The organism is Vibrio sp. D420a, assembly GCF_030248625.1.
GTDB classification, from domain to species: Bacteria; Pseudomonadota; Gammaproteobacteria; order Enterobacterales; family Vibrionaceae; genus Vibrio; species Vibrio fortis_A.
Genome location: NZ_JAHGAN010000078.1, coordinates 34,506 through 54,992 on the forward strand (window position 1 = coordinate 34,506; position 20,487 = coordinate 54,992).

Genomic DNA, 20,487 nt, shown 5'->3' on the forward strand with positions numbered 1-20,487 from the left:
CTGCTAACTTTAGCGAGATTATCTTCTAACTATACAGCGAAAAGCGATATAGTCAGATAATGTTTAAATTTAAGCCAGTAATGCATTTGTATTGCTGGCTTTTTAATCAAAAGTGCCGATTTTTCGGGATACTGTTTATTTGTACAGGTATTGTATGAACAGCTACCATTTCAGACTCAACATTACTTATCAGCAATTTTTGGCGAATTATTCAGGGGCCGCAAGTAACGTACATGTTATTACGACGACGGGTTTAAGGCTCCAATTACCTGCAACTCGATTCAGACCATTTCTTACACAAATAGGGGTGAAAGGGCTGTTTAGACTAACAACTGACCAAAATAATAAGTTTATTAAGTTAGAAGCTCTGTAAGCCTTGCCATAACTAGAGAGTTAAAAGGAATCTTAATCACATAATCAAACATTTCACCTCCTACCAGCCCGAAAATTATTAACTATTTTTCAATAATGCTTTTACAATAAATGGATGCATTACCTTTGCTTAACTCGCTTGTGAAACCAGAGGTTTAGGGCCCTGTTTTCGAGCGAGCTGAGTGATCCCCCTAATAATAAAATACAATTTTAATTGTGGAGTGTGACTATGACCGCACGTGAAACTGTGGTTCCAGTTTTGCTTGAAAAAGTGTACAAACTGATTCAAGACAAACTAGACCTTGCTCATCGACCTCTAGTAACTCAACTTGCTCAACACATGTTTAGTAATGTTTCTCACGACGACCTTATCCAAAGAAACGAATCCGATTTATATGGTGCTGTAGTTAGCTTATGGCATCACATCAATGAGAAGAAAGCCGACGATATCTCTGTGCGAGTATTCAACCCGACGGTTAGTCGCCAGGGTTGGCAATCAACGCACACGATTGTTGAAATTGTGGTGCCAGACAGCCCATTTCTTGTCGACTCGGTAAAGATGGCACTAACACGCCTTGATCTCTCTTCTCACTTAATGCTCCACAACCCAACTCAAATTCTTCGTTCAGACAAAGGCGATGTCGTCGGTGTTAGCGCTAACGAAGGTGTTTTCCAGTCACTGTTCCACATTGAGGTTGACCGCTTAAGCAGCAAAGCTGAGATGACTCAATTGAAAGAAGAGTTACTGGCGATCTTCCGTGATACAGGTCTGGTTGTTAATGACTGGATGAAAATGGTTGAGCGACTACAAACCGTTACAGACCAAGTTGAAGCGCAAAAAGATTCTATTCCAGTTGACGAAAAACGTTTCGAAGAGACCGTTGCGTTTTTGCGTTGGCTAGGCGAGCACAACTTCACTTTCATGGGATACAAAGAGTACGACTTAGTATCTGTTGATGGCGATACAGTTTTAAAACCAACGGAAGAGCAAGGCCTTGGTTTATTCGCGAACTCAAATCGTGTCCGTGATGTAAAACTGTCTGAATTCTCTGACTCGGCAAGACTAGAAGCGAAGAAGCCTTACGTTCTTATTCTAACGAAAGGTAATACAGCGTCACGCATCCACCGTCCGGCATATACCGATTACATCGGCATTAAGAAGTTTGATGAGAACGGTAAAGTGATCGGTGAGCACCGTTTCACAGGTCTTTACACATCTGCAGTTTATAACCACACAGTAGAAACGATCCCACTTGTGCGCGAGAAGGTAGAGCGTATTCTTGAAGCAAGTGGTTACCGTGAAGGTTCATATTCTTACAAAGCACTACATAATATTCTTGAAAACTACCCACGTGACGAACTTCTGCAAGCTCGTGAAGAAGAGTTGTTAGAAGTTGGTACTGGTGTCGTACAGATGCAAGATCGCGATCTGCTGCGTTTGTTCGTTCGCAAAGACCCGTTTGGCCGTTTCTTTAGCTGCATGGTGTATGTAACTAAAGATAGATATAACACTGAATTGCGTCGTCAAACTCAACGTATTCTTAAGCAGTACTTTGGTTGTGAGCAAGAAGTGGAGTTCACGACTTATTTCTCTGAAAGCCCACTGGCTAGAACGCATTACATTGTTCGTGTTGATAATAACAACATGGACGTTGACGTTAAGACAATCGAGCAGAATTTAATGGAAGTATCATCGACTTGGGATGACCGCCTATCGGAGTCAATCATTGCAAACTTTGGTGAGAGCAAGGGACTTCCTCTGTCGAAAGAGTACATGCGTGCATTCCCACGTTCATACAAAGAAGACATGATGCCAGGTTCTGCGGTTGCAGACATTGAGCGCTTGGAAGCTCTGACTGAAGAAAACAAGCTGGGCATGTTGTTCTACCGCCCACAAGAAGAGGCAGCGGACTCGAAAGCGGTTCGACTAAAGCTTTTCTACCACAGTGATGAGCCAATCCACCTTTCAGACGTTATGCCTATGTTGGAAAATCTAGGTCTTCGCGTGATTGGTGAGTCGCCTTATGAAGTTCGTAAGACTAATGGCGTTACATACTGGATCCTTGATTTCTCAATGCTGCATAAGAGCGAAGAGACGATTGATCTTCGTGAAGCGCGTGATCTTTTCCAACAAGCATTCGCTGCGATTTGGGCTGGTGAGCTAGAGAGTGATGGTTTCAACCGCCTCGTACTGGGTGCTGGTCTATCAGGCCGTGAAATCTCTATCCTTCGTGCGTACGCTCGTTACATGCGTCAAGTCGGCTTCCCATTCAGTCAACAATACATTGAAGAAACACTGTCGCATTACCCTGAACTTGCAAAAGGTCTGGTTAAGCTGTTTGCCAAGCGTTTTGATCCTAAACACAAAGGCAGTGCGAAAGGTCAACAAGATCTTATCAACACAATCACTGAGCAGTTAGATCATGTAGAGAGCTTGGATGATGATCGTATCATTCGTCGTTACATGGAAATGATCAGCGCAACGCTTCGTACTAACTACTACCAAGTAGACGAGAACAAGCAAGCAAAACCATGGCTAGCACTTAAGATGAAGCCAAGCGAGATTCCTGATATCCCGGCACCAGTTCCGGCATTTGAGATCTTCGTTTACGCACCAGACATTGAAGGTGTTCACCTACGTGGTGGTAAAGTGGCTCGTGGTGGTCTTCGTTGGTCAGATCGTCAAGAAGATTTCCGTACCGAGATTCTTGGTCTAGTTAAAGCGCAACAAGTTAAGAACACGGTAATTGTTCCTGTTGGCGCGAAAGGTGGTTTCGTATGTAAGCGTCAGCACACGATGACTGGCCGTGACGAAATCTTTGCTGAAGGTCAACGTTGTTACAAACGCTTCATTCGCGCACTACTGGATGTATCCGATAACATCATCGAAGGTGAAGTTATTCCACCTAAGAGTGTTGTTCGTCATGACGAAGATGATCCGTACTTGGTTGTTGCAGCGGATAAAGGTACCGCAACATTCTCAGATTTAGCGAACTCAGTATCTGCTGAATACAACTTCTGGCTGGGTGATGCATTCGCATCGGGTGGTTCTAACGGTTACGACCACAAAGCGATGGGTATCACTGCGAAAGGTGGCTGGGAATCGGTTAAGCGTCACTTCCGTGAGATGGGCATCGACTGTCAAACTACAGACTTCACTGCAATTGGTGTGGGTGATATGGCGGGTGACGTATTTGGTAACGGTATGTTGCTATCTAAGCATATTCGTCTGCAAGCTGCGTTTAACCACATGCATATCTTCATCGACCCGAATCCAGAATCTGCGAGCAGCTGGGAAGAGCGTAACCGCCTATTTAATCTGCCGCGTTCTAGCTGGGAAGATTACAACAAAGAGCTGATTTCTAAGGGTGGCGGTATTTTCTCTCGTCGCTCTAAGTCAATTGCTCTGACACCTGAAATCCAAAAGATGCTTGGTACTAAGAAAGCATCTCTAGCGCCAAATGATTTGATCAAGATGATCTTGTCTATGAAGGTGGATCTACTTTGGAACGGTGGTATCGGTACTTATGTGAAATCTTCAAATGAGACTCACACCGATGTAGGTGACCGTGCAAACGACGTGTTACGTATCGATGGCCGTGACCTACAAGCGAAAGTTGTTGGTGAAGGTGGTAACTTAGGTATGACTCAACTGGGTCGTATCGAGTATGGTCTAGCTGGTGGTCGCGTAAATACTGACTTTGTTGATAACGTTGGTGGTGTTGACTGCTCGGATAACGAAGTAAACATTAAGATCTTCTTGAATGGTCTTGTATCAAATGGCGATCTAACGGTTAAGCAACGTAACCAAGTACTTGAGTCGATGGAAGATGAAGTCGGTGAGATTGTACTGGATGATGCATACTGCCAAGCTGAGTCTATCTCTGTAACTGAGCACCAAGGTGTGAGCCTAGTGAAAGAGCAAATTCGCTTTATTCACACTATGGAGAAAGCGGGTTACCTAGATCGTGGTCTAGAGTACATTCCAGATGATGAGACACTGCTTGAGCGTGAGAAGCAGGGTAACGCACTAACACGTCCTGAACTATCTGTACTTATTGCATACGCTAAGATGGTACTGAAAGAAGATCTTGTTTGTGATGAGATTGCGAACGATGAGTTCCATGCGCAACAACTGATCCAGTACTTCCCAACTGAGTTACGCCGTAACTATGTGCAGCACATGGATAGCCATCCGCTACGCGCTGAGATCATTGCAACCGCACTGGCTAACCAAATGGTGAACGAAATGGGCTGTAACTTCGTGACTCGTCTTCAAGAAGAGACGGGCGCAGACATCGTTGATATCGCTAATGCTTACACTGCATCACGTGAGATCTACGGTTTTGGTGATGTGCTTAAGCGTATTCGTGCGCTAGATAACGTGGCTTCGTCTGACGCGCAATACGATCTTATCTTCCACGTTCGTCGTGCGATGCGTCGTATCAGCCGTTGGTTGCTAAGAAACCGTCCAGGCAAACAGTCTGTGACTGCACTGATTGAGCTATACCGCGAAGATGTGAATGCGATTACTAAAGTTCTTGATGAAACGCTAGTTGCTGCGGAAGTAGAAGAGCACAATTCAGTTGCTAAGGTTTGGGTAGAACAAGGTGTTGAAGAAGAGTTAGCAAACTCGGTAGCGCGTTTGTCTAGCCTGTACTCGGCACTGGATATATCCACAGTGGCTCGTGAAACGGGTAAAACAGTTGAGCAAGCGTCTAAACTGTACTTTAACCTTGGTGACCGTCTATCACTGCACTGGTTCTTGAAGCAGATCAATAGCCAAGCAGTAGACAATAACTGGCAAGCACTGGCTCGTGCTGCATTCCGTGAAGATCTTGATTGGCAGCAACGTCAACTAACTGGCCAAGTTCTAACATGTGGCTGTGCGGCGGACCTTGATGTGATTAAGGCACTGGATGATTGGATGGAAAGTAATGCAGTATCACTGCATCGCTGGGAAAGCATCCTAAACGAGTTTAAAGTCGGCTCAGTTCATGAGTTTGCTAAGTTCTCAGTAGCTTTACGTGAACTTATGCTTCTTAATCTAAACTGTATGTCGAAAGACCAATAAGGTTTAGGTAACTTAAGTACCGATATGAAGTGGCAGCCGAGTGGGGCTGCCATTTTTTATGCGTCAAAATAGGGCGAGATTGTTAATTACTTTAAGTTCCAAGTAGATAGACGATAACGTTTACCTAATTATTGACGAACTTTGTTAAGAATTCGAATTATCTTACCCTTACTGGTAGTAATAGATTGAATTGTTGGGTAAATAAGTAAATAATATCGCCCCGTTTACACGGGGCTTTTTTCTATCGGAGGCACAATGCTTTACCGTCTAGCCAGAACTGGCTTTTTCCAACTTGATGCCGAAAAGGCACATGATCTTGCAATTCAAAACTTCAAGCGTTTCACTGGCACTCCTGTCGATCTGCTTTACCGTCAACAGTTACCGCATCGTCCTGTAGAGGTGATGGGGCTAACGTTTAAAAACCCAGTTGGTCTTGCTGCTGGCTTAGATAAGAACGGCGAGTGTATTGATGCATTCGGTGCAATGGGCTTCGGCTTTGTTGAAGTAGGTACTGTTACTCCACGCCCTCAAGCGGGTAATGACAAACCTCGTCTTTTCCGTCTTGTTGAAGCGGAAGGTATTATCAACCGTATGGGTTTCAACAACCTTGGTGTCGATAACCTAATCGAGAATGTTAAGAGATCAAACTACGATGGCATTCTTGGTATCAACATCGGTAAGAACAAAGATACTCCAATTGAGAAGGGCGCAGAAGATTACCTAATCTGTATGGAAAAGGTTTATCAGTACGCAGGCTACATCGCTGTAAACATCTCCTCACCAAATACTCCGGGACTTCGTTCTCTACAATACGGTGAAGCACTAGATGAGCTTCTGGCTGAGCTAAAAACTAAGCAAGCTGAGTTAGAACAGAAACACGGTAAGTATGTTCCACTTGCACTTAAGATCGCGCCGGATCTAAGTGATGATGAAATCAGCCAAATTTGTGAATCGTTGATCAAGAATAAGATCGATGGTGTGATCGCAACCAACACAACACTGGATCGTTCAATCGTTGAAGGCATGAAGCATGCTGACGAAGCTGGTGGTCTAAGCGGCCGACCAGTTCAATCTCGCAGCACTGAAGTTGTTCGTAAGCTTCACGAAGAGCTAGGCGACAAGCTACCTATCATTGGGGTAGGCGGTGTTGACTCGTACGTGGCAGCAAAAGAGAAAATGATGGCTGGTGCTAAACTTGTTCAAGTTTACTCAGGTTTCATTTACAAAGGTCCAAGTCTAGTGAGTGATATTGTTAAAAACCTATAATGTTAGGGACGACCTTGAACGTCACGTTATAAGTTGATAGATATCACTAAAAGATACACTGTAACTCGCTGAGTTTTAGAGAAAAGAGGAATTTCATTTCCTCTTTTTTTTTGCCTATTGCTCAGTAAAATTACTGCATTGAAGGGTAATTTTGCGTTTTACCTAATGGAATGCTTCAACAGTGTGAGACGAAACGATGCTTAAACCTAGTGATACATGGAGTTGGTACTACGATGAACAGCAATGTTCATTAATGCTAAATCTGGGGGAGGATATGATTTTCAAAACTAACCTCGTCCGTAACAAGCTGGTGGATTGTGCATTTAAAGAGAACGAATTCACGGTTGATGATGCTTCTTCGTACCAGACCTTCAAAGAACAGATCTCCGGACTAGAGCTTTCTGAGCCCCGTCAAGCAGAACTGGCACTATACTGTGTTGCTGCAAAGCGCTTCCATAAACCTGTTCAGCCGAAAAGTTGGTTTTTTGAGTCTCAGATTCAAGGCCATGAATGCCCAGAAGAGGGCGACATTGTGCGTATGAACAACCAGTACAGTTTAGGTTACTTCATTGTGCTAGAGGTTGGAGAGAACGCGAGTTTGTGTGCTTCAGTAGACCTTGATGAATTTAATCTAACCTCATCAAAAGCACTTCAGTTTGGTGACTCCATTAAAGTGATGCACGATAGAATGGTAGACGCAAATGCTATCCTGCATCATCACCGCCACATAGCGATGGTAGGTTAATCAAAAACAACGCTCTCACACTCAAGAAAATCGACCCCAGGGTCGATTTTTTTATACCTGAAATTCAGTAATCCAACCAAATCACTCATAGATAATTTGTCTATGAGGCGCTTTTTTACACAACCAAAGCTTATTTTTTCAACTTAATTTCAACACATCTTTGAGCCGATTTCTTGAAATAGGCCTATAAAATTCCCTGTTTAAGTGGTTTTGTAATCGAGTTACACCTCTGGCTTGTTCTTGGTATATACCAAATTATGGCGGAATAATAATTCAAAAGCCTGTGTTCGAGTGAATATTTAGTGCATAGAGTCTGTTATAAGGTTGTTTTTTGAGCGCAAGGTATATGTTGGCTTAGAGAGTTAGCGACTGCTTCGCTCAATGAACATTTGCTGAGCAATTAGGTGGAAGAATCAATGAAAAGATGTGTTTAGAGTGACGCTTATTGACTCAAATAAGGTATAATCGAGCTCATTTTTATCAATAAAAGAACACTATGAATCAATATCTAGCGGTTACCTCAAACGGCCTTGAGAATTTATTAGTTGAAGAACTAACCCAACTAGGGATTACAAACGCAAAACCTGTTCAAGCAGGTGTTAAATTCAAAGCGACGAATGAGCAGATTTATCGTTGTTGTTTGTGGAGTCGTTTGGCTTCAAGATTTGTACGTGTGCTTTCTGAGTTCACCTGTCAAGATGACATGGACCTGTACCTTTCTACGACGGCAGTAAACTGGGTAAATCAATTCCACAGCTCTAAGCGTTTTGTGGTTGATTTCAACGGTACTAACCGTGAGATTCGTAACAGCCAATATGGTGCGATGAAGGTTAAAGATGCGGTTGTCGACTGCTTCGAAAAGAAATCTTTACCTCGTCCAAATATCAGCAAAGAGAACCCAGATATCCGTATCCATGTTCGTCTGCACCGTGATAAAGCGATCTTAGGCGTTGATATGGTTGGTAGCGGTCTTCACCAACGTGGTTATCGTCCAGAGTCTGGCCGTGCACCTCTACGTGAGACTTTAGCTGCAGCAATCCTGCTACGTAGTGGTTGGGATGCGACAAAACCATTCTTAGATCCAATGTGTGGTTCGGGTACGTTAGTTATTGAAGCGGCAATGATGGCAGCAAACATGGCGCCAGGCGTTAAACGTCAGAAGTGGGGCTTCCAAGCTCTGGAAGACTTTGATGCTGAGCTATGGGCAGAAATCAAATCAGAAGCTAATGTTCAAGCGCGTCGCGGTTTGAAAAAAGTAGAGTGCAAGTTCTACGGCTATGACAACGACGCACGTGTTTTGAAAACAGCGCGAGATAACGCGCGCCGTGCTGGCGTTGATGACTTAATCGAATTCGAATTGGGTGATGCGGCGCTAGTGAAACGTCCTGCTGAGTTTGATAACGGTGTTATTGTATCGAACCCACCATATGGTGAGCGTCTAGGTACAGAACCGGGCCTTATCGCACTTTACACAGCATTTGGTGCTCAATTGAAATCAGAGTTTGGCGGTTGCAATGCGTCAATCTTCTCTAGCTCTGATGAACTGCTAAGCTGCCTACGTATGCGTGCTGACAAACAGTTCAAATTGAACAATGGTGCGTTACCGTGTCACCAAAAGAACTACTCAATCTCTGACCGTCCTATGTCAGAGCGTCCTTCTGAGCAGCAAGAACAACAAATTGCACCTGATTTTGCTAACCGTTTGAAAAAGAACATTGGCAAAATTGGTAAATGGGCGAAGAAAGAGCAACTTGATTGTTACCGTATCTACGATGCAGACCTTCCTGAATACAATGTAGCGATTGATGTATACCCAGGTCATCTAGTCATTCAGGAATACGCAGCACCTAAGAATGTTCCAGAAGAGAAAGCGAAACGCCGCCTAACAGACATCATTCGCGCATCTATTCAGGTAACAGGCGTAGAAGCGAACAATGTCGTTCTTAAAGTGCGTCAGAAGCAGAAAGGGTCATCTCAATATCAGAAGTTATCTCAAGACTCTTCGAATTTAGAAGTAAACGAATATGGCGTGAAGCTGATCGTAAACCTTCATGATTACCTAGACACGGGTCTGTTCTTGGACCACAAATTAACACGTCGACGCATTGGTGAGATGGCAGCGGGTAAAGATTTCTTGAACCTGTTCGCTTACACCGGCTCTGCAACAGTTCATGCTGCAGTTGGTGGTGCGCGCACGACTAAGACTGTCGATATGTCGAATACCTACCTAGAGTGGGCAAAAGAAAACATGGAGCTTAACGGTCGAGTAGGCCGCCAACACCAATTTGTTCAAGCTGATTGTCTACAATGGCTAGCAAAAGAGAATGGTAACTACGATCTTATCTTTATCGATCCACCAACGTTCTCTAACTCTAAGCGTATGGAGCAGACATTCGATGTACAGCGTGACCACCTTCAGTTGATGGAGAATCTAAAACGCCTTCTTCGTGAAGAAGGCACGATTGTGTTCTCGAACAACAAACGTCACTTTAAAATGGATCTAGAAGGCCTAGAGGCGTTAGGCCTTAAAGCACAGAACATTTCTGGTAAGACATTGCCTCTAGATTTCGCACGTAATAAGCACATCCATAACTGTTGGGTTATTACTCACAAGTAATGTGTTGTGCACGAATAAGGATAGATAAGTGCTGACACTATACAGTACTGAAGGGTGCCATCTATGTGAGATGGCATTTAAACTTACGGAACAGTTAAACATTAGCCAGCACGTTCAAGTGGTTGATATTGCTTTTGATGATGAGCTATTTTCCCGTTACGGGGTCACTATTCCCGTACTCAAATACGAAAGCTCCGACGGCAATATTAGTACAGAACTGAACTGGCCCTTTGGCTTGTTAGAATTAAACGATTGGTTAAGAAAGAATGGCATTACTTACAATTCATAATGGTCAGTTAGCATTTGGCGATCACCCATTATTAGATCGTGCAGACTTCGCTTTGCAAGAAAATGAGCGTGTTTGTTTGGTAGGCCGTAATGGCGCTGGTAAGTCAACCTTAATGAAGGTTCTTGCTGGTGAGATCATTATGGATGACGGTAAGATGCAAGTGACACAAGATGTTGTTGTATCGCGCTTAGAACAAGATCCTCCTCGTAATGAAGAGGGAACGGTTTATGAGTATGTTTCTGGTGGCTTAGCGGAAATTGGTAAGAAGCTAAAGATCTACCATGATCTATTGGATCTTATTGCGGAAGATCCAAGTGAGAAGAACATTAACCGTTTAGCTCGTGTTCAAGAAGAGTTGGATCATGCGAATGCATGGCGCTTTGATGATCGCGTTAACAATGTTCTTGGGGCTTTGAAACTGTCTCCAAACACTAAGTTAACCGATTTGTCAGGTGGCTGGCAGCGTAAAGCGGCTTTAGCTCGTGCGCTTGTATGCGACCCTGACGTATTACTTCTTGATGAGCCGACTAACCACCTAGATGTAACAACGATCGAGTGGCTAGAAGGTTTCTTAAAAGACTTCCGTGGTTCTATCATCTTTATCTCTCACGACCGTGCATTCATTAAATCAATGGCTACTCGTATCGTTGATTTAGATCGTGGGAAGTTGAGCTCGTTCCCTGGTGATTACGACAATTACCTTGTCGAGAAAGAAGAAGCGCTTCGCGTCGAAGAGATGCAAAACGCTGAGTTCGACAAAAAGCTTGCTCAAGAAGAAGTGTGGATTCGTCAAGGCATCAAGGCTCGTCGTACTCGTAACGAAGGGCGCGTGCGTGCACTTAAAAAGCTCCGTGAAGAGCGTAAGAATCGCCGTGAAGTGCAGGGTAAAGCCGTTATTCAAATCGATGATGCACAGCGTTCAGGTAAGATTGTATTCGAAGCAGAGAACCTGAACTTTGGCTTTGAAGGCAAAGAGATCGTGAAAGATTTCAGCTTCAACATTATGCGTGGTGACCGCATCGCACTGATTGGTCCTAATGGTTGTGGTAAGAGTACAGTCCTAAAGCTTCTATTAGACCAGCTTAAGCCAGACTCTGGTCGTCTACATTGTGGTACTAAACTTGAAGTGGCTTACTTTGACCAATACCGCGAGATTTTAGATCCAGAGAAGTCGGTTATTGATAACCTTGCTGACGGTAAGCAGGAAGTGATGGTCGGTGGTCGCGAACGACACGCTCTAAGCTACTTACAAGATTTCTTATTCTCACCTAAACGTGCACGCACGCCGGTTAAAGCTCTTTCTGGTGGTGAGAAGAACCGACTGTTGCTTGCTCGTATTTTCCTCAAGTCGAACAACTTGTTGATTCTTGATGAACCAACTAACGATTTAGATATCGAAACTTTGGAACTTTTAGAGGATTTGCTTGCCAACTATCAGGGGACGCTTCTTTTAGTAAGCCACGACCGTCAGTTCGTAGATAACACGGTTATGACAAGCTGGATCTTTGAAGGAAATGGCGTTATTGAAGAGTTTGTTGGTGGTTATCACGATGCTCAACAGCAACGAGCGCAAGTTCTTCAGTCGCGTCAGGTTGAAAAGCCATCAAAGAAAGCAAAAGTAGTTGAGGAAACTCCCAAAACTGCGCCAGCTAAGGCTAAACCTAAGAAGTTATCGTATAAGCTACAGCGAGAGCTTGAAGCGTTACCTATGCGTTTAGAGGAATTGGAAGCCCAAATTGAAACTCTTCAGGAAGAAGTGAATGAACCTAACTTCTTCTCAAATCCTGTAGAGCAGACACAACCAGTTTTAGATAAGCTATCTGCTGCAGAGCAGGAGCTAGAAGTTGCTTTTGAGCGTTGGGAAGAGCTCGAGGCACTACAACAGGAAAGTTAAGAAGTAATAATGAGTAGTACGAATTTTAAGTTAACGACAATTGCAGCCTTAGTACTGGCTGCGACGAACGCTAACGCTGCCTTATACCAAGTCGTTGAGGTAGAGAAACCTGCAGCGATTACGAACGCAACTGAAACTTTCGGTGTTGCTATTCAACCTGGTAGTGCGACGGATGGGTCTAATGAACTTGCTATGGGTTGTTTCGATTCTAACGCGACAAACTGTGCAACCGATTCGTTTAAGTTAGCGGGCGAAACACGTAATACAGTTGAAGGTGTTAGCTATCGCGAAGAAGTTCCTTTTGCAATGGATGCTGCGTTTCAATATATCCAAGAGTTTAATGATTTTGAGAATTACTGTTTTCGAGAGCTCAGATACTCAACTTGCGAAAGTTGGGCTTTACAGCGTTGGAAGACTTGGAAGTTAGAAGTTAATGACCTAACACATGTTAATGCTCAGGCATTTGTCGAAGGAGATACTTCGTCTATCAGTAATTTTAACGTAGTTATTAATGCTTTAGACGAATCAGGTGTTGCTCTAGGCATTCAGTCTGATGGTAATGACATACGTAATAATGCTATCACCACTGTTCCATTAATTGCTTCTTCCGAATCGAGAGCTTGGGGAGCTATGACCCTTAGCAATGGTACGGTCGTTAACTATGGTAGTATCTCGGAAGATCAGCCTGTGACTGATACGTCGAGTATTACTTTTAGCTCTAAGCCAGCCATTTGGAACGCAGGTAATGTTAAGCAAATTACCTGGATTCAAGGAGATATTCCGCAAACAGGTGATTACTTTGCACAAGGTAGTATGCGTGGTTTAACTGAGAACAATGGTAAACTTTACGGCGTTGGGTTCGGAACTGCCAATGGTAGTGGTGATCTTCAAGATATGAACGCCAGCATATTTATTAGTGATAGCCTAGATTTATCAACTGCCAATTGGGATACGGTTCAAATTCCTAATGCTAGAGTACAATCCGGTTCATCGAGTGATGATGCTATCTATAGTAATTCCGTCGTATCTGACATTAATGAGAATCTATTTGCGGTAGGACATGCTAAACGTAACGGTTATGTCCCGGAAAATGGTAGTGCAGCGAATAAGGCCTTTATTGTCGAGAATGCCTCAAATACAACGCCTTCTGCTACATTCTTATCTGGTGGAATCTTCTTTAATGGTGCTGGTAGTGAAGCCAAGTCTGTTAATAAATTCAACGAGTTTGTTGGCCAAGTTGATGCAGATACAATTCGTGAAGTAGACGGTAGCGAACGTCGTCACCGTGGTTTCATTTATCCGTATCAAGCAGATGGTACAGATGCTTCAAGAATTGCATTATTCGACAGCAAAGCTTGGTGGTTAGACGACCTGACTAACGGCGCTAATGTTGATGGTCAAGATTTCTCAGACCAAAATAACTTTTTCCGTATTATAGATGCGTCAGACATTAACGATGCTGGTGTGATTTCTGCTACTGCTATCAAATGTACAGTGAATGGTGTAGCACAACAGTACGATACTACGTCGCATAACTCATACTGTGGAAATGCATCATCTGATGCGGTAGAAGAAGTTGTAGCTGTGAAGCTAGTACCAATCTCTGGTGCAACATCGGCTGATATTAAAGCTCGCGGTACGGATTCTCAGAATGTTGAACGTCAAGGCGCAGGCCTGGGTGTTTTCGCTTTGACACTGCTTGGTTTCCTCGGGTTCCGTAGAAAATTTAAATAATTTTAGCTCTTGAGCCCAAGTTCACAGTTCTGAACTTGGGCTTTTTTTCGCCTTGAGAAAAGTAGGATCTTGGTTAATTCTTAAAGTTGGAGTCACAGAAACTCCACGATGTTGTAATCATTATATGTTTAGAAATGGACACCCGTATGAGGACTGCACTATGAAGAGACAAAAGCGTGATCGCCTAGAACGAGCACAATCTCAAGGCTACAAGGCTGGTTTAAATGGAAGGTCGCAAGAAGCTTGCCCGTATAGCCAAATGGATTCTCGGTCGTATTGGCTAGGTGGTTGGCGTGATGCCAAAGATGACAAACAAGCAGGTCTCTATAAGTAATAGGACAAACGTCAAGGATTTCAAAGGCTCCGATTTTCGGGGCCTTGTTATTTTTGGGAACGAGAAGCTGGTGGAGGAGACAATTTTAATGATTACAGCAAATAATCAATCATTTAATGCACTATAACTAATTTGTTTGGTGTAAAAGAAAAGCTGCAAAAAGCAGCTTTATCTTAAGAATTCTTTTAGAAAGAAGACGTATCTTGGAAAAGGCCAACTTTAAGGTCTTTTGCAACGTAGATTTCCTTACCATCTACAAGAACGCGACCATCTGCTAAGCCCATGACTAGCTTACGGTTAACGACACGTTTCATGTGGATCTCGTACGTTACTTTTTTCGCAGTTGGTAGGATTTGACCAGTGAATTTCACTTCACCTACACCTAGAGCACGGCCTTTACCTTCGCCACCAACCCAGCCTAGGAAGAAGCCAACTAGTTGCCACATTGCGTCTAGACCTAGACAGCCAGGCATTACAGGGTCACCTGGGAAGTGACAATCAAAGAACCACAGGTCTGGAGTAATATCTAACTCAGCAAGGATTAGACCTTTACCAAAATCACCCTCAGTTTCTGACATCTTAGTGATGCGATCCATCATCAACATGTTTGGTGCTGGAAGTTGAGGGCCTTGTGGCCATAGTTCGCCTTGGCTTGATGCTAGAAGCTCTTCGCGAGTGTAAGAATCACGTTTGTTTTGCATTATCAATTTACTCCAATTTTTGATAGGTGCATATTAGTGAACAGGTGTACGCTAAACAAGTCCGATCAGTACTAGACAAACCAGTTTTTGATGCGTTCCACAATTCCTGGCGGATGTTCATGTCTTTCAAAGTTTTCAATACGTTCCGCGATTTTGCTAAGAACGCTTTCTTGCTCTTCGTCTCTAAATGGCTTGTTCATGATAAGAGGAATTGCTTCATCTACATTCGATACAGACCAGATATGAAATTGTCCATTTTTAATGCTTTCTACAACATCGGGTTGAAGCGCTAAATGCTTCAAGTTTGTATGCGGTAGAATAACACCTTGTTCGCCTGTTAGCCCTTGATGTTTACAGACGTGATAGAAGCCTTCGATCTTCTCGTTTAACCCTCCAACAGCTTGTACGCGGCCAAATTGGTCAACTGCACCTGTAACGGCAATTTGCTGATTGATTGGGTACTCGGAAAGGGCGCTTACAAGTGAACACAGTTCTGCCAGCGAGGCACTGTCGCCATCAACTTCGCAGTAAGACTGCTCGAATACAACTGATGCGGAATAAGGTAATGGATCTTCAAGGTTTAGCGAGGCACTCACAAACGCTTGCATGATCATCATACCTTTAGCATGAAGGTTACCACCGAGTTCAGCTTTGCGTTCTACGTCAGAGATATCGCCGTCACCAAAGTGGATAACACATGAAATACGAGCAGGTTCACCGTAAGAGATAGGGTGTCCAGGGACGTCAATAACGGTTAAACCATTAACTTGACCAACTTGCTCACCTTGAGTTTCGATGATCACTTGTCCGTCGAGAATATCATCGAGTGCACGCTCGGGAAGGTAAGACTCTCGTTGGTATTTATGTGATAAGGCTTGCTCGATATGAATACTAGTGATTTCAGTGTTGTTTGATTCAATAGCCGCTTCACTAAGCAAAGTGTTGTGCCAGATTGGACACAAAGGGGTATATGTCTGATCTTCAGCTTCTCTAGCACCAGCGCAAAGTAAGGCTGTGACAGCTTCTACATTGAGCTCTGGTAACTGATAGCGTTGCTGAAGCCATTTTAGGTAACCTAAATATTCAACCAAACTTTCTTTATCTAACTTAAGATCTTGTTCAATCTCACTAAAAAGACAAAAGCCGCTGCGGATGTCGCTATCTAAATAATCAAGGTCGCCCATTTGGCCACGATCACCAACGATGATGAGCTTGATGTTATATGCACGAGGTAACTGTGGTGCACATAGATGATCTGGGTTACTCCTGATTGGCTCAATCTCATCGCCAAGTAAGGCCGATTTAAGTAATAGCCAGCTTCCAGGATTCGCGAGGATAAGATTTGCAGAGACAATAAGAAACCCATTGTCGGCTTTAGAAAGCAGGCCCTGCTTGGTCGCAATTACTTGTCCATCTTTTGACTCAACTTGATCGAACAGTGCTTCTGCATTAAGTGACTCTGTTCTGATTACAGGGTGATTATCGTCTGAAGTAGAGAGACTCAATGATTCAATGATAAGTTGACGATAGATGGCATTATCAGGTGCGTTGACGAGTAACACGCGTGATAGGCTAGACAAGCGTACAAAGCGACTTAAGGCATTACGGAATCTATGCTGAACCTGAGTAAATGAAAAGGGCGTTAGGTTAGGGTATTGCTCTAACTGATGTGCGTATTCATCATATTGTGGCGTAACATGTCGCCAGTCTACTTGAGTCATTGAATCTACTAAAAATGGTAAAGAGACAGGGAGTATATAGAAAAACGACAATGCCTAATAGAAGTATCTGTTTAATCGTAATAAACCAAGCAATATAAGTATGATCTTGGTCTATTCTTTTAATTGATCAATTGTCTAATTAGGTAATTTGGGTTACGCTGTCACTAGGATTAACGTTTGGGATTTGACATGAAATATCAGCAGCTTGAAAACTTAGAATGTGGTTGGAAATGGAACTATCTGGTAAAGAAATGGAAGGAAGGTGAATCCATTACCCGTCATATCGATTCAAGTGAAGCAGATGTTGCTGTACAGAATCTTCTTAAGTTAGAACACCAACCAACAGGCGTTCTTGAGTGGATAGAAGAGCACATGTCGCTAGAGCTCGACAACAAGCTAAAACAGGCTATTCGAGCGAAACGTAAGCGCCACTTTAACGCAGAACAAGTCCATACCAAGAAAAAGTCGATTGATTTAGATTATCGCGTTTGGGAAAAACTTTCACAAAGAGCAAATGAACTAGGTTGTACGCTTTCTGACGCGATTGAATATTTGGTAAGTGAAGCATCAAGAAGTGAACAAGCAAGCAAAACAGTAACAAGCCTCAAAGAAGATTTGAGTGCGTTGCTATCTGACGATAAATAGTGATTGAAGGCGGCTGTTATGATGTATGTGATTCTTATTGGGGCAGCACTCGTATTTTGGTTGGTTGCAATTGATAGGCCTGTGCTCAAAGTGACTTTTGAAAAAGGGCAAATAGCTCAGTTTAAAGGGCATATGCCACCAAGTTTCAAACACAACTTACAAGAGATTGGCCGCAATCAGAGCTTTGATGGTGAGCTGAAGGTTTATGCGAAACGCTCGGGCTACAACTTAAAGTTCTCCAAACAGGTTCCTAAAAGCACTCAACAACGTATTCGTAACGTTTTCCCTCACAATGGCTTTAAATCGAAAGGCTCTAAGAGAGCGTGAATTTTAGTAACGCTAACTGACTAGTACTTTACCATTCTAAACTCATTCAATCTGGTCAAGTTCGACCTGCATAATACCTTCAGTCAAAGGAGGTATTATGAAAAGGTTACTGATTCTTTTTCTCTTTTCTCATGTTTCCATCGCTGATGATGCGCTGGTTAACCCGGTGGCGAAGAAGATTAAATCTCAAGTTATCAAAACACTTAATGCTAAAGGGCATAGTGAGCTTGATGGATTTTGTGATTTAATGTTGGAAATGAAGCACAGCAAAGCATTCACCAAAGTTCATCGAGTTAGGACTCATGGTGATGCGAAATTATGTAAGCTAGCTAAAAAAGCAGTACCTAAGAAACAGTATCGGTACCAAAGCTATGAAAAATTCATTCGTATCCAGATAAGTTTTTAACGACAAACTAGACTTAGCGCACTATAACTAAATTTATTGAGTAACCGATAACTATCCCGTGAAAAATAATGCAACTTCATTTAATATATACCACTAATAACTTAAATAGGCTGTCATAACAGTCAGATAACGAAATGTGGTCAAGGGATTTGTAGGTTGTTGTTAGCAAATAAAAATTACACTCCTGAAGTAGTAGAACTCTCCAGAAAAATATCTTCGAATGTTGCAGAACGTTTTAACAAGTGGCTTGTCAGTCCGAAATACAAACTTAATCAGGATCTCGTTGACTCATTGCTTAGCCTAGAGAATCGCTATTGTGATGATGTTATTTTTAAAGAATCGGAGCGTATAACCAATAATCAACGCATTTTGTTAATGTGCGAACAGGATAGGGTTGCCGCTAAACGTGAAAAAATCGCAGCGAAGCAAAACACACTGCGCTATGTTCTAGAGGATGTCTGCGAGACGGCTTCAGTACTTCTAGAAAAAAAGCTTGAAAGCACTCTTATCAGCTCTCTCTTTTCTCAGCTTCCAGACTATAACGACTTTGCTAGCGTTGCTTATTCTCCCTCATTGAACTTCAATAAATTGCACCGCGTAGCGGAAGAGAATCGAGGCTTATCGTCGAGCCTAACGGACTTTGTTTCTAACAGACAGTTTTGTGAGAAATATGGACGTAAACCTAAAGCCATCTTAGACCCGAAAATAGCCGTAGGGCAGATCGGGATTGATAATAGTCGGTTACTTTTTCCTATCCTGATGAGTCAATCACTACTTAAGTGGTCTGACGAAAATACGAAACATATTGCTCCCAAACTATGGCAGCATTTAATGGTGACCGCAAATGCAACGCGTATACGTCTGCAAGACACTTCGGTTAGAGAGCCCGATGTTGGTATTCTATTAGGCACACTGCGTATTTTACCAATGTTTCTGGTATGCAATCATTTCTCTCAAACGTTTGAAGATGCTCTCGTCCAAACTATGCTGAGTTATCGTGAAGCAAGTGATAAGCACAACGAATACTATGCTTGTGCGGAAGTGTTACCTGATACCAGCTTCCTAGAGAAAGTGTTTTCAAGCATGGAAATGACACTGCTTAATAAGCTGATCGAACATATCGATTGGAGCCCGAACACCACTTACATTAAGCAAGCATTAGTGGAGGAGGTCGATGGTGTGAATGTTTCTGATAGGAGTGTTTATGGTGCTGCACTTGCTCAGGCTCATGCGTTTTCTATTTTCGAATCCCTAAACAATAGTGAATTGTTTAACCTCAAGCATCGACCTTATTGGTTCTCTCAGGTTCAGATGTCAGGTTTGGCGATTGCTCAGATGAAATCGAGAGTTCCTGGGCAGTTGATGAACAGTATCTAGTTACCACGTAACTAAAGTATGTTTAGCACCGACTTTGCAATGTAGTCGGTGTTTTCTTTCAAAGCTATAGCTATAGCCATCTCAATAATACCATCCGTGTTTTACGTAACTTGTTAAAACTCTTATATGTTTCACGAAAGCGAGCAGGGAACATATAACATTCACACCTTTTCATCAAACCTTATCGTATCTGTTTAATACTAGTAGCATCAAGTTGCACTGTAACTTCTTCTATCTGAAGAATGAATGCTATCGCGTGTGCACCGAGAGTTTCTTGCATCAGTATGAGTGAGTGTTGTTCTGACGCAGAGAGCAAAGGTTGCAAGTCGGAACATTGTCAGGCAAGGATAGTAAGCGCGCAAAGCGATAACAGAGCAAATCGGCTACGCATATCTATGTGGTAAGTTCCCAGTTGAAATGAAGCTATCATTACAAGACGACCAATCGGCTTATAAACCGGGAAACTATGAGTTAGATAGTTCAAGCTTCACGGTCAATAACTTCGGCGGCCTTGAGTTAAAGCGCTTCGGTATCAAACTTGTGAGGTCAATGAAATGATGACAGCAGCAGAGCTCAAACAATCCATTAGCAGGTTACACAATGATGTGGATGAAGCACTTGAAGATGCCAATGATGAACATGCAAAGGCACAATACAAAAAGATCTTCGACAGCTTAGAGTGGCTACATGAAATGTTGTTGATGCGAGAGTCAGATAAAAATCACGTGAAGATGCTTGGATACCGTGAAGACTCCAATCAAGTTCAATGTATGGTGTCGAACGTAGTTGGCTTAAACTTCTTGGAAGTCAATGTCAGTAACAAACGTGGATGAGCAACAAAGCCACCAAACCAAAATCTATGGGCCATACAAAACAGACCAACAAGCAATGGACGCAGCGCGTAAAAGCTTGTCAGTCACAAGGTTCAACGTAACAGAAAGCCCAGAGCGCCATGCCTAATAAATACAACCCAACTGCGTATTAT

General features: G+C 42.9%; 17 protein-coding genes and 1 pseudogene. 16 read left to right on the forward strand and 2 right to left on the reverse strand.

Going from position 1 to position 20,487, the window contains the following annotated elements; all coding sequences use genetic code 11:
- Window positions 1-154: 154 nt before the first annotated feature.
- The 9 genes from KI743_RS24140 to rmf all read left to right on the forward strand — a co-directional run bounded on the left by KI743_RS24140 (window position 155) and on the right by rmf (window position 14,325).
- On the forward strand, window positions 155-373 hold the full coding sequence (locus KI743_RS24140; protein WP_084181798.1) for a DUF2835 domain-containing protein: 219 nt from the start codon (window positions 155-157) through the stop codon (window positions 371-373).
- 228 nt (window positions 374-601) lie between these two features.
- Complete coding sequence (locus KI743_RS24145) at window positions 602-5,446, forward strand: NAD-glutamate dehydrogenase (RefSeq protein ID WP_152468652.1); 4,845 nt, start codon at window positions 602-604, stop codon at window positions 5,444-5,446.
- 255 nt (window positions 5,447-5,701) lie between these two features.
- A complete protein-coding gene (gene pyrD, locus KI743_RS24150) occupies window positions 5,702-6,712 on the forward strand; it encodes a quinone-dependent dihydroorotate dehydrogenase (protein WP_032549116.1) in 1,011 nt (336 codons plus the stop codon).
- Window positions 6,713-6,908: 196 nt separating this feature from the next.
- Entirely contained in the window at window positions 6,909-7,457 is a 549-nt protein-coding gene (locus KI743_RS24155) for a cell division protein ZapC (protein WP_032549115.1), read from the forward strand.
- Window positions 7,458-7,953: 496 nt separating this feature from the next.
- Window positions 7,954-10,074 (forward strand): bifunctional 23S rRNA (guanine(2069)-N(7))-methyltransferase RlmK/23S rRNA (guanine(2445)-N(2))-methyltransferase RlmL, encoded by a 2,121-nt coding sequence (rlmKL, locus tag KI743_RS24160; RefSeq protein ID WP_285468547.1) that lies wholly within the window; start codon window positions 7,954-7,956, stop codon window positions 10,072-10,074.
- A 28-nt stretch (window positions 10,075-10,102) separates the two neighbouring features.
- Window positions 10,103-10,363 carry a glutaredoxin family protein gene (locus KI743_RS24165; RefSeq protein WP_285468548.1) on the forward strand — a complete coding sequence of 87 codons (261 nt, stop codon included), beginning with the start codon at window positions 10,103-10,105 and terminating at the stop codon, window positions 10,361-10,363.
- A complete protein-coding gene (locus tag KI743_RS24170) occupies window positions 10,341-12,257 on the forward strand; it encodes an ABC transporter ATP-binding protein (RefSeq protein ID WP_285468549.1) in 1,917 nt (638 codons plus the stop codon). Before KI743_RS24165 ends, KI743_RS24170 begins: the two co-directional genes overlap by 23 nt.
- 9 nt (window positions 12,258-12,266) lie before the next feature.
- Entirely contained in the window at window positions 12,267-13,991 is a 1,725-nt protein-coding gene (locus KI743_RS24175; protein ID WP_285468550.1) for a DUF3466 family protein, read from the forward strand.
- A gap of 160 nt (window positions 13,992-14,151) precedes the next feature.
- Window positions 14,152-14,325 carry a ribosome modulation factor gene (rmf, locus tag KI743_RS24180; protein WP_084181794.1) on the forward strand — a complete coding sequence of 58 codons (174 nt, stop codon included), beginning with the start codon at window positions 14,152-14,154 and terminating at the stop codon, window positions 14,323-14,325.
- A 185-nt stretch (window positions 14,326-14,510) separates the two neighbouring features.
- On the opposite strand, the gene fabA is transcribed toward rmf, so the two are convergent.
- Window positions 14,511-15,026: a bifunctional 3-hydroxydecanoyl-ACP dehydratase/trans-2-decenoyl-ACP isomerase gene (gene fabA / locus KI743_RS24185; protein WP_032549106.1), complete on the reverse strand. Its 516-nt coding sequence runs from the start codon at window positions 15,024-15,026 to the stop codon at window positions 14,511-14,513.
- A 71-nt stretch (window positions 15,027-15,097) separates the two neighbouring features.
- Window positions 15,098-16,747 (reverse strand): Lon protease family protein, encoded by a 1,650-nt coding sequence (locus tag KI743_RS24190; protein WP_285468551.1) that lies wholly within the window; start codon window positions 16,745-16,747, stop codon window positions 15,098-15,100.
- A gap of 189 nt (window positions 16,748-16,936) precedes the next feature.
- Between KI743_RS24190 and matP the strand changes: the two genes are divergently transcribed.
- From matP to KI743_RS24225, 7 genes and pseudogenes are all read left to right on the forward strand, one after another.
- A complete protein-coding gene (gene matP, locus KI743_RS24195) occupies window positions 16,937-17,392 on the forward strand; it encodes a macrodomain Ter protein MatP (RefSeq protein ID WP_150872368.1) in 456 nt (151 codons plus the stop codon).
- 18 nt (window positions 17,393-17,410) lie between these two features.
- Entirely contained in the window at window positions 17,411-17,719 is a 309-nt protein-coding gene (locus KI743_RS24200) for a DUF3634 family protein (RefSeq protein ID WP_032549102.1), read from the forward strand.
- A 97-nt stretch (window positions 17,720-17,816) separates the two neighbouring features.
- On the forward strand, window positions 17,817-18,125 hold the full coding sequence (locus KI743_RS24205; RefSeq protein ID WP_285468552.1) for a hypothetical protein: 309 nt from the start codon (window positions 17,817-17,819) through the stop codon (window positions 18,123-18,125).
- Window positions 18,126-18,281: 156 nt separating this feature from the next.
- Window positions 18,282-19,502, forward strand: a complete 1,221-nt coding sequence (locus KI743_RS24210) for a hypothetical protein (RefSeq protein ID WP_285468553.1) — start codon at window positions 18,282-18,284, stop codon at window positions 19,500-19,502.
- A 319-nt stretch (window positions 19,503-19,821) separates the two neighbouring features.
- Window positions 19,822-20,060 (forward strand): annotated as a pseudogene (locus KI743_RS24685) (single-stranded DNA-binding protein).
- The gene (locus KI743_RS24220) at window positions 20,057-20,335 is read left to right on the forward strand and encodes a hypothetical protein (protein ID WP_285468555.1); all 279 of its coding nucleotides are present in this window, start codon (window positions 20,057-20,059) and stop codon (window positions 20,333-20,335) included. The pseudogene KI743_RS24685 and the gene KI743_RS24220 overlap by 4 nt, the downstream one beginning before the upstream one ends.
- Window positions 20,313-20,462, forward strand: a complete 150-nt coding sequence (locus KI743_RS24225) for a hypothetical protein (protein ID WP_285468556.1) — start codon at window positions 20,313-20,315, stop codon at window positions 20,460-20,462. The genes KI743_RS24220 and KI743_RS24225 overlap by 23 nt, the downstream gene beginning before the upstream one ends.
- Window positions 20,463-20,487 lie beyond the last annotated feature (25 nt).

Coding starts and splice junctions, on each gene's coding strand:
- KI743_RS24140 (WP_084181798.1), top strand. CDS start 155: ATGAACAGCTACCATTTCAGACTCAACATTACTTATCAGCAATTTTTG.
- KI743_RS24145 (WP_152468652.1), top strand. CDS start 602: ATGACCGCACGTGAAACTGTGGTTCCAGTTTTGCTTGAAAAAGTGTAC.
- pyrD (WP_032549116.1), top strand. CDS start 5,702: ATGCTTTACCGTCTAGCCAGAACTGGCTTTTTCCAACTTGATGCCGAA.
- KI743_RS24155 (WP_032549115.1), top strand. CDS start 6,909: ATGCTTAAACCTAGTGATACATGGAGTTGGTACTACGATGAACAGCAA.
- rlmKL (WP_285468547.1), top strand. CDS start 7,954: ATGAATCAATATCTAGCGGTTACCTCAAACGGCCTTGAGAATTTATTA.
- KI743_RS24170 (WP_285468549.1), top strand. CDS start 10,341: ATGGCATTACTTACAATTCATAATGGTCAGTTAGCATTTGGCGATCAC.
- KI743_RS24175 (WP_285468550.1), top strand. CDS start 12,267: ATGAGTAGTACGAATTTTAAGTTAACGACAATTGCAGCCTTAGTACTG.
- rmf (WP_084181794.1), top strand. CDS start 14,152: ATGAAGAGACAAAAGCGTGATCGCCTAGAACGAGCACAATCTCAAGGC.
- fabA (WP_032549106.1), bottom strand. CDS start 15,026: ATGCAAAACAAACGTGATTCTTACACTCGCGAAGAGCTTCTAGCATCA.
- KI743_RS24190 (WP_285468551.1), bottom strand. CDS start 16,747: ATGACTCAAGTAGACTGGCGACATGTTACGCCACAATATGATGAATAC.
- matP (WP_150872368.1), top strand. CDS start 16,937: ATGAAATATCAGCAGCTTGAAAACTTAGAATGTGGTTGGAAATGGAAC.
- KI743_RS24200 (WP_032549102.1), top strand. CDS start 17,411: ATGATGTATGTGATTCTTATTGGGGCAGCACTCGTATTTTGGTTGGTT.
- KI743_RS24205 (WP_285468552.1), top strand. CDS start 17,817: ATGAAAAGGTTACTGATTCTTTTTCTCTTTTCTCATGTTTCCATCGCT.
- KI743_RS24220 (WP_285468555.1), top strand. CDS start 20,057: ATGATGACAGCAGCAGAGCTCAAACAATCCATTAGCAGGTTACACAAT.
- KI743_RS24225 (WP_285468556.1), top strand. CDS start 20,313: ATGTCAGTAACAAACGTGGATGAGCAACAAAGCCACCAAACCAAAATC.